The 8,846-nt window shown below is 71.7% G+C and carries 9 protein-coding genes and 1 rRNA gene; 3 read left to right on the forward strand and 7 right to left on the reverse strand.

All coding sequences use genetic code 11. The annotated features are described in order from the left end of the window. Nucleotides 1–279 (forward strand): SCP2 sterol-binding domain-containing protein (locus BHU15_RS35095; RefSeq protein ID WP_107422988.1); only part of this gene is annotated, 279 nt, incomplete at its 5' end. 36 nt (nucleotides 280–315) lie between these two features. Here BHU15_RS35095 and BHU15_RS35100 read toward each other — a convergent pair. The 3 genes from BHU15_RS35100 to BHU15_RS35110 all read right to left on the reverse strand — a co-directional run bounded on the left by BHU15_RS35100 (nucleotide 316) and on the right by BHU15_RS35110 (nucleotide 3,373). After that, nucleotides 316–1,131: an ABC transporter ATP-binding protein gene (locus BHU15_RS35100; RefSeq protein ID WP_069630826.1), complete on the reverse strand. Its 816-nt coding sequence runs from the start codon at nucleotides 1,129–1,131 to the stop codon at nucleotides 316–318. Between the two features lie 89 nt (nucleotides 1,132–1,220). Next, complete coding sequence (locus BHU15_RS35105) at nucleotides 1,221–2,216, reverse strand: FecCD family ABC transporter permease (protein ID WP_069630831.1); 996 nt, start codon at nucleotides 2,214–2,216, stop codon at nucleotides 1,221–1,223. A 98-nt stretch (nucleotides 2,217–2,314) separates the two neighbouring features. Further along, entirely contained in the window at nucleotides 2,315–3,373 is a 1,059-nt protein-coding gene (locus tag BHU15_RS35110) for a FecCD family ABC transporter permease (RefSeq protein WP_171908514.1), read from the reverse strand. Nucleotides 3,374–3,564: 191 nt separating this feature from the next. Here BHU15_RS35110 and BHU15_RS35115 point away from each other — a divergent pair, with 191 nt between their 5' ends. Further along, on the forward strand, nucleotides 3,565–4,401 hold the full coding sequence (locus BHU15_RS35115; protein WP_069630827.1) for a siderophore-interacting protein: 837 nt from the start codon (nucleotides 3,565–3,567) through the stop codon (nucleotides 4,399–4,401). A 26-nt stretch (nucleotides 4,402–4,427) separates the two neighbouring features. Here BHU15_RS35115 and BHU15_RS35120 read toward each other — a convergent pair whose 3' ends face one another. Then, entirely contained in the window at nucleotides 4,428–5,456 is a 1,029-nt protein-coding gene (locus tag BHU15_RS35120; protein ID WP_069630828.1) for an HAD-IIA family hydrolase, read from the reverse strand. Between the two features lie 84 nt (nucleotides 5,457–5,540). Here BHU15_RS35120 and BHU15_RS35125 point away from each other — a divergent pair, with 84 nt between their 5' ends. Next, complete coding sequence (locus BHU15_RS35125) at nucleotides 5,541–6,845, forward strand: DUF1015 family protein (RefSeq protein WP_069630829.1); 1,305 nt, start codon at nucleotides 5,541–5,543, stop codon at nucleotides 6,843–6,845. Nucleotides 6,846–6,905: 60 nt separating this feature from the next. Here the strand turns inward: BHU15_RS35125 and BHU15_RS40960 are convergent, their stop codons facing one another. From BHU15_RS40960 to rrf, 3 genes are all read right to left on the reverse strand, one after another. After that, nucleotides 6,906–7,598 carry a tetratricopeptide repeat protein gene (locus BHU15_RS40960; protein ID WP_023542653.1) on the reverse strand — a complete coding sequence of 231 codons (693 nt, stop codon included), beginning with the start codon at nucleotides 7,596–7,598 and terminating at the stop codon, nucleotides 6,906–6,908. Then, nucleotides 7,583–8,164: a hypothetical protein gene (locus tag BHU15_RS40965; protein WP_218028094.1), complete on the reverse strand. Its 582-nt coding sequence runs from the start codon at nucleotides 8,162–8,164 to the stop codon at nucleotides 7,583–7,585. Before BHU15_RS40965 ends, BHU15_RS40960 begins: the two co-directional genes overlap by 16 nt. 448 nt (nucleotides 8,165–8,612) lie before the next feature. Continuing rightward, nucleotides 8,613–8,729, reverse strand: a 5S ribosomal RNA gene (rrf, locus tag BHU15_RS35135). Between the last annotated feature and the right edge of the window lie 117 nt (nucleotides 8,730–8,846).

Here is an 8,846-nt window from a genome sequence, read left to right on the forward strand (position 1 = left end):
TGTGGCAGCTCAGCGAGCGGTTTCGACCGCTCGCTGAGCTGCCACATCACGGATCTCGACATGACCTTCACCGGCCGGATCGACGACGGCCGGATCGAGGTGCTGGACACCCACGAGGGCCCGCCGCGTGAGAAGGCGCAGATACGGCTCGCGATGGCGGGGGACGATCTGGTCGCCATGGTCGACGGCGAGCTGAACTTCGCCAAGGCGTGGGGCTCGGGACGGGTCAGGCTCGAAGCGGGCTTCCGCGATCTGCTGAGGCTGCGCTCACTGCTCTGAGCCGCCTCGTCACTCTCGGCCGGCTGGCTCCACGGCTCACTCGGCCGGCCCGACCGGCACAGTGTGCCGCGCCCTGCGCGCGGCCGGGACGACCAGCGGGGTGCCTGTCTCGGGGTCGTCGATGACCTGGCAGCGGAGCCCGAAGACGCGCTCGACCAGCTCGGCGGTCACGACCTCGGCCGGCGGCCCCTCGGCGTAGATCTCGCCCTCCCGCATCGCGATCAGGTGAGTGGCGTAGCGGGCGGCGTGGTTGAGGTCGTGCAGGACGGCGACGAGCGTACGGCCCTGGGTCTCGTGCAGATCGGCGCAGAGGTCGAGGACATCGATCTGGTACTGGATGTCCAGGAACGTGGTGGGTTCGTCCAGGAGCAGCAGCGGGGTCTGCTGGGCGAGCGCCATGGCGATCCAGACCCGCTGCCGCTGGCCGCCCGACAATTCGTCGACATACCGATCGGCCAGCTCGCCGATGCCGGTCGACGCCATCGACTCCTCGACAATCCGTTCGTCCTCCGGGGACCACTGGCGCAGCAGCGCCTGGTGCGGATAGCGGCCCCGGGCGACGAGGTCGGCGACCGTGATCCCGTCGGGCGCGATGGACGACTGCGGGAGCAGCCCCAGCGTCCGGGCGACCTTCTTGGCGGGCATGGAGTGGATCGCGGCGCCGTCGAGCAGGACTCGGCCCTGGGAGGGCTTGAGCATCCGTGACAGCGCCCGCAACAGGGTTGATTTGCCGCAGGCGTTGGGGCCGACGATGACGGTGAACGAGTTGTCGGGGATCTCGACCGACAGATCACGGGCGATGACCCGCTGGTCGTAGCCGAGGGTCACCGTTTCGGCGGCGAGGCGCTGCATGGCCGTACTCCTGGAGGTCTGGCTGGAGGCGGGACGGGGGGCGGTGGAACCGGACAGGCGTGGGGGCGACGGGACGGGGGCTTCGGCGCTCATATCCGGCCCGCCTTGCGCTCGGTGACCAGCAGCCAGAGCAGATAGCAGCCGCCGAGCACACCGGTCACCACACCGGCCGGCAACTGGCGGTCGCCGAAGGCGGACGTCGCGGCCCAGTCGGCGACCAGCAGCAGCAGCGCGCCCATCGCCGCGGCCGGGCCGAGGTTGGGGCCGGGCGAGCGGGTCAGCCGGCGCGCCAGTTGCGGCGCGCTGAGCGCGACGAAGGTGATGGGTCCGGCCGCCGCGGTGGCCACGGAGACGAGCAGCACGGCGGCGCCCATCAGGACGAGGCGGGTGCGTTCGACCCGTACACCGAGCGCGTATGCCGCGTCGTCGCCCATCTCCAGCATGCGCAGCGGCCGTCCGTGGCCGAGCGCGAGTGGGATCAGTACGGCGCAGACGGCGAGCAGCGGCCATACCTGGGCCCAGTCCCGGCCGTCGAGCGATCCCGTCATCCACAGCACGGCGCGTGTGGCGTCGACCAGGCTGGCCTTGGTGATCAGGTAGTGGTTGACCGCCGTGAGCATGGCGGCGACGCCGATGCCGACGAGGACCAGCCGGTAGCCGTGCACACCGCGCTTCCAGGCGAGCAGATAGATCCCGGCACCGGTGAGCAGTCCGCCGACGACGGCGCCGCCCGCGACGGCGGCCGAGCCGCCCTGGAAGACGACGATCACGGTCAGCGCGCCGACGGTGGCGCCCTGGCCGAAGCCGATGACGTCCGGACTGCCCAGCGGATTGCGGGAGATGGACTGGAAGACCGCGCCGCCGACCCCGAGGGCCGCGCCCACGAGGAGGCCCACCAGGATTCTCGGCAGCCGCAGGTCCTGGACGATGAACTCCTGTGCCGCCGTGCCGTTTCCGAGCAGGGTCGCGATGACGTCGCCGGGCGCCATCGGGAAGTCGCCCCGCCCGATGAGGATCACGGACATCGCGCACAGGGCGGCCAGGAGCAGCAGGACGACGAGGCCGGAGCGGACGTCGAGCCGCAGGGAGAGACCGCCGGGGGTACGGACGGCGCGGGTCGTGGCGCGGGTGACGGTACGGGCGTCGGTACGGCCGGGGCGTTCCCCGGGCGGCTTGGTGGTGCTCACAGCTGGGCCATCCTCTTGCGGCGTACGAGCTGGATGAAGACGGGCCCGCCGACGAGCGCGGTGACGATGCCGACCTGCACCTCGGCCGGCCGCGCGACGACGCGCCCGAGCACGTCGGCGCCCAGCAGCAGCACGGGCGACAGGACGGCGGCGTACGGCAGGATCCACCGCATGTCGGGCCCGGTGATGGCCCGTACGAGATGCGGCACCATCAGTCCGACGAAGACGATCGGCCCGCAGGCCGCGGTCGCCCCGCCGCACAGCAGCGTGACGCAGAGCATGGCGAGTACACGCGTACGGGTCAGGTTGGCGCCCAGTGATCTCGCCGTGTCGTCGCCCATCTCCAGCGCGTTCAGCGGCCGTGCGATCAGCAGCGCGAGCACGATGCCGACGGCGATGAACGGCCACACCTTCCCCACGGTCGACATGTCGGCCGAGGCGAGGGATCCGACGGTCCAGAAGCGCAGCCGGTCCAGGGCCGCCGAGTCCAGCAGCTGCACGGCGTTGACGTAGCCGAAGAGCGCGGCCGTGGCCGCGGTGCCGGCGAGGGCGAGCCGTACGGGGGTGGCGCTGCGGCTGCCGCCGAGCGCGTACACGAGAACGGAGACGACCGCCGCGCCGGCGAACGCGAACCACACGTAGCCGCCGATGGAGGTGACACCGAAGAAGCTGATGGCCGAGACCACCGCGGCGGCGGCGCCGGCGTTGACGCCCAACAGCCCCGGTTCGGCGAGGGGGTTACGGGTCAGCGCCTGCATCACCGCACCGGCGAGACCGAGCGCGGCGCCGACGAGCAGCCCGAGCAGCGTCCTGGGCAGCCGGACGTCGAGGACGATCACGTCGTTGCCGGTGCCGGAGTTGTGGAACAAGCCGTGCCATACGTCGCCGAGCGGTATCGACTTGGCGCCGACGGCGAGACCGGCGGCACAGACAAGCAGCAGGACGCCGACGGACACCAGGAGCCCGGCGGCGCGCAGCGTACGGCGCTTCCGGGTCACGGTGAGCGGTACGGGCTCCGCGCTCTGTTCGGATTCGGGGGGACTGTCGACCAACACGAGGTTAGGTTAGCCTACCCTGACACATGATCCTCAAGAGGGAAGCCACGAGGGCAACACCGTAATGAACAGTCCCCCTCCGGTTCCGGCCGGGCTCTTCCTCACCCGCCGCCGACTCCTCTCGGCGACCGGCGCGCTCAACCGCTCGAACAACTCGCCGCAGCCGTAACGAAATCGAGGAGGCCCGCCCGATGGCCGACGCGCCGTTCCAGTTCTTCACCCTGAAGGTGCTCCGTACGACCCGCCCCACCCCCTCGTTCGTCCGCGTCACCTTCGGCGGCGACGACGTCGCGCGTACGGCGACGGCCGGCCGGGACCAGCGCGTGAAGCTGTTCCTGCCACGGCCCGGCCAGGACGCACCGGTCCTGCCCGGCCCCGACGACGGGCACTGGTGGGACGCGTGGCGCGCCCTCGACCCGGCCGTACGAGGCGTCATGCGCACCTACACAGTGCGCGAACTGCGCCGCGAAACACGGGAGTTGGACGTCGACTTCGCCGTGCACGACCTGCCGCCGGGAGCCGAGGAGGGCCCCGCCACCCAGTGGGCGCTGAACGCCGCGCCCGGCGCCCGGGCCGGGATCCTCGCCCCGATCCACGACGAGAACGCGGGCTACGACTTCCGGCCGCCGGACGGCACCGACTGGATCCTGCTGACCGGCGACGAGTCGGCGCTCCCGGCGGTCGCCGGCATCCTGGAGTCCCTGCCGCCCGGCATGCCCGCCCGCGTCTGGATCGCGCTCCAGCACGCCGCCGACCGGTGGGAACTCCCCACCAAGGCCGACGCGCGCGTCACCTGGCTCGTACGGGACGAGTCCGAGCCCACCACCGAGGACGCGATCCGCGCGGCCGACGACCTGCCGGCCGGTACGCCGTACGCCTGGATCGCGGGCGAGTCGGCGACCGTCAAGGCCGTACGCAGACACCTCGTCGGCGAGCGCGGCATCGACCGCAAGGCGGTCAAGTTCACGGGCTACTGGCGGCGCGGGACCTCCGAGGACGAACTGCTGCGCACGGGCGAGGACGCGTAGCACCGCCCCCTCGCCCGCTCGCACGGCTACAGTCCGAGCTTCGCCAGCACCTTGCCCGCGTCCAGGGCGCACGCGCCGTCCCCCGCGTGCGTCCAGGCCGCGGCGCACAGCGCCCGCAGCCCGTCCATGGCCGACCCGTCCCCGTCCAGCGCCAGCGCGTCGCCGCGTACGGAAGCGGTCCACCCGCCGCACCCGAACTCACCGTCCCTGACGACCACTTCGGGCTGCCCGGTCAGCAACCCCCGCAGATCCGCGTCGACATACGTCGGCCGGTGCCTCGGCTCGGCCGCCAGCAGTCGCGCCCCGTCCGTCACCCCGGTCAGCACCAGCAGCGAGTCCACACCACCGTTGAACGCGCCCTCGATGTCGGTGTCCAGCCGGTCCCCCACGACGATGGGCCGCTTCGCCCCCGTACGCAGCACCGTCTCCCGGTGCATCGGCGGCAGCGGCTTGCCCGCGACCTGCGGCTCGGCGCCCGTGGCGATCCGTACGACCTCCACGGCCGCCCCGTTGCCCGGCGCGATCCCGCGCCCGCTGGGAATGGTCAGGTCGGTGTTGGACGCGAACCACGGCACACCGCGCGCGATCGCGTACCCGGCCTCGGCGAACCGCCCCCACGCCAGATCCGGTCCCCCGTACCCCTGCACCACGGCGGCCGGGTCGTCGTCCGCCGACTCCACCGGCTCAAGTCCCCGCTCCCGCAGGGCGACCCGCAGCCCCTCGCCACCGATCACCAGCACCCGCGCACCGGCCGGCACCTGCTCGGCGATCAGCCGCGCCACGGCCTGCGCCGACGTGATCACCTCTGCGGGCTCGGCGGGCACCCCCAGCTCGGTCAGATGCGCGGCGACGGCGTCGGGCGTCCGCAGGGCGTTGTTGGTGACGTACGCGAGACGCATCCCGCCGTCCCGGGCGGTGATCAGCGAGTCGACGGCGTACGTGATGGCCTCGCCGCCGGCGTACACCACGCCGTCGAGATCCAGCAGAGCCGTGTCGTACGCCTCGTTGAGCGCCGTCGCGCTGCCGTCGGGCCTGGTCCTGCTCGGCTGACTCATCAGTCTCCCGCTCCTCTTCCGCCCCATCGTCGGGCGCTCCTCCCCCGATCATCGCTCATGCCCCGGCCCGCATACGATGCGGAGATGAACACCACAGGGCCGGCTGCGAAAGGCCTCCGCCTCATCCCGTTCCGCGGACTGCGCTACGTCCCCGAGCGGGTGGGCAGCCTCGCCGCCGTGACCTCGCCGCCGTACGACGTCGTCGTACGGCCGGACGGGCTGCTCCACCTGGAGTCGGCCGACCCGCACAACATCGTCCGGCTGATCCTGCCCCAGGCCGCGACCGCCGCCGACCGGCACCGCCAGGCGGCGGACACACTCCGGCGCTGGCTCGCCGAGGGCGTCCTGGCACCGGACAGGGAACCGGCGTTGTACGTGTACGAGCAGCGCAAGGGCGATCTGCTCCAGCGCGGCGTCATCGGGGCCCTGGCCCTGTCGACGCCCGCCGAGGGTGTCGTCCTGCCGCACGAGGACGTGATGCCGGACATCGTCGAGGACCGCGCGGCCCTGATGCGGGCGACCGCCACCAATCTGGAGCCGCTGCTCCTGACGTACCGCAGCGAGGGCGACGCGACGGGCACGACGGCCGTCATCGAACGCACCGTACGGCGCACGCCCCTGCTCTCCACCACCACGGACGACGGCTTCAGCCACCGCCTGTGGTCGGTCACCGATCCGGCCGAACTGGCAGAGATCGAGAGGGATCTGGCGGACCGTCAGGCGTTGATCGCCGACGGTCACCACCGGTGGGCGACCTATCTGCGGCTGCGCGAGGAACACCCGCCGGGCACGGCCGGGCCCTGGGCGTACGGCCTGGTGCTGCTGGTCGACACCGCGCGCCATCCCCTCCAGGTCCGCGCGATCCACCGGCTGCTGCACCGGCTGCCGGTCGCGGACGCGCTGGCGGCCATCAAGGACGTACCGGGCTCCTTCCGCGTCCGCACGATCGACGGCACGCTGCGGGAGGCCGTCGAGGCCCTGTCCGAGGCGGTCACCGCCGACGACGGCACGGCCAACGCCTTCCTGCTGGCGGGCGACGGCCGCTTCCACCTGATCGACCGCCCCGACCCGGCGCTCCTCGCCGGTACGGTGCCGGCCGACCGCCCGGCGGAGTGGCGCGCGCTCGACGCGACCGTCCTGCACTCGACGCTGCTGGACCACATCTGGAAGATCCCGGACGCGCCGGAACACATCTCGTACATCCACGACACGGAGGCCGTCGTGGAACAGGCGGAACGGCACGGCAGTACGGCGGTGCTGCTGCACCCGGTACGCGAAGAGGTCGTACGGGAGCTGGCACGCCAGGCGGTCACGATGCCGCGCAAGTCGACGTCGTTCGGCCCGAAACCGGCGACGGGGCTGGTGCTGCGGAGCCTCGCGGACGGCTGAGAAACGAAAGAGCGGGCGGCACCCCTCCGGTGGGGATGCCGCCCGCTGCTCTCCTGCCGATCAGGACTTCTCGTCGCCCTCGTCGCTCGCGCTCTCGTCGTCGCTGCCGTCCTCGTCATCGTCGTCCACGTCGACGAACTGGACGCCGTCCAGAGCGGCGAGGCGGTCCGACGCGTCCGTGGCGCCGTCCTTGTCGGCCTCCAGCGCCTTGGCGAACCACTCGCGCGCCTCGTCCTCACGCCCGGCCGACAACAGGGCGTCGGCGTACGCGTAACGCAGCCGCGCGGACCACGGCTGTACGGAGTTGGAGCCCAGCTCCGGACCCTGCAAGGTCACGATGGCCGCGTCGATCTGCCCCATGTCCCGGCGCGCACCGGCCGCGACCAGCCGCATCTCGACCTGGCCCGCCTTGTCGAGCTTCAGCACCTCGGGCTCACCGGCCATGGTCAACGCCCGCTCGGGACGGCCCAGACCACGCTCGCAGTCCGCCATGACGGGCCACAGGTCCACGTTGCCCGTCATCCGCCGCGCGGCCCTGAACTCGGCGAGCGCCTCGCCGTACTTCTGCGTCGCGTACGCGGCGAAGCCGGCGGCCTCCCGCACGGCGGCGACCCTGGAGGCGAGCCGCAGTGCCACGCGTGAGTAGGCGTAGGCCTGGTCGGGGTCCTCGTCGATGAGGTTGGCGACCATGACGAGGTTCTTGGCGACGTCGTCGGCGAGCGTCTTCGGCAGGCTCATCAGCTCCTGCCGCACCGCCTTGTCGATCTCCTCACCGGTGACATCCTCCGGGATCGGCAGCCGCTTGATGGGCTCCCGGTCCCTGTCACGGTCGCGGTCGTCACGACGCCCGTACCCACCACGGTCGTCGCGGTCGTCCCGCCGGCCGTAACCGCCGCCACCGCCACCACCGCTGGGACGGCCACGACGGTCGTCGTCACGGCGGGGGCCACTCGGCCGGTCGTCACGGCGGAAGGAGGGACGCTCATCGCGCCGGTCGTCGCGACGCGGGCCACTTGGACGCCCACCACTCGCGGGACGGCCACCGCCGGTAGGACGCCCACCGCCGGTGGGACGGCCGCTTCCGGTGGGCCTGCCACCGCGGTCGTCGTCACGGTCCCGGCGAGGACCACTGGGACGGCCACCGCTGCTGGGCCTGCCGCCACGGTCACCACGGTCGTTGCGGTCACCGCGCTCATCGTTACGACGCGGACCGCTGGGACGCTCGTCACGCCCACGGAACCCGCCACCACCGCCGGTGGGCCGACCGCCACCGGTGGGACGGCCACCACTGCTGGGACGGCCGCCACGGTCGTCGTCACGGTCCCGACGCTGGCCGCTCGGCCGGTCGTCACGACGGGAGGTGGGACGCTCGTCACGCCCACGGAACCCACCGCCACTGCCCGCAGGCCGACCGCCACCGGTGGGACGGCCACCACTGGCGGGACGACCTCCGCTGGTGGGACGGCCGCCGCCACGGTTGTCGCTCCGGGCTACGTAATCGCCCACGCCTCCGCCGCCGTTGCCGTTCCCGGTGGGGCGACCACCGCCACGGGAACCGCTCCGGTCACCACCACCGTCCCTACGACGTGATTCGCGCTCCGGACGGTCGTCGGGAGAGTTGGGGGACATCGGCACGGCTCCTGTCTTCGGGTACCACAGTCATTCTCACGCAGTCGACGATCGACCGCGCTTCCAACAAAACATGCGGAAAAACAAAAAAGACCTCTGGTCCAGCGTGAACGCTGGACCAGAGGTCCTTGAAAGATTGTTCGGCGGCGTCCTACTCTCCCACAGGGTCCCCCCTGCAGTACCATCGGCGCTGAAAGGCTTAGCTTCCGGGTTCGGAATGTAACCGGGCGTTTCCCTAACGCAATGACCACCGAAACACTATCGGCCGTGTCCCGCACAAGGGGGACTTCGGCACTAAGCGAACAGGCACTCTATTCAATTGAGTACACAGAACCGGATGTAAACACGGTCGTTCGTTGTTTCAGAACTGAC

It is taken from the genome of Streptomyces niveus (assembly GCF_001723055.1).
Lineage (GTDB): Bacteria > Actinomycetota > Actinomycetes > Streptomycetales > Streptomycetaceae > Streptomyces > Streptomyces niveus.

Coding starts and splice junctions, on each gene's coding strand:
- BHU15_RS35100 (WP_069630826.1), bottom strand. CDS start 1,131: ATGCAGCGCCTCGCCGCCGAAACGGTGACCCTCGGCTACGACCAGCGG.
- BHU15_RS35115 (WP_069630827.1), top strand. CDS start 3,565: ATGGCCGACGCGCCGTTCCAGTTCTTCACCCTGAAGGTGCTCCGTACG.
- BHU15_RS35120 (WP_069630828.1), bottom strand. CDS start 5,456: ATGAGTCAGCCGAGCAGGACCAGGCCCGACGGCAGCGCGACGGCGCTC.
- BHU15_RS35125 (WP_069630829.1), top strand. CDS start 5,541: ATGAACACCACAGGGCCGGCTGCGAAAGGCCTCCGCCTCATCCCGTTC.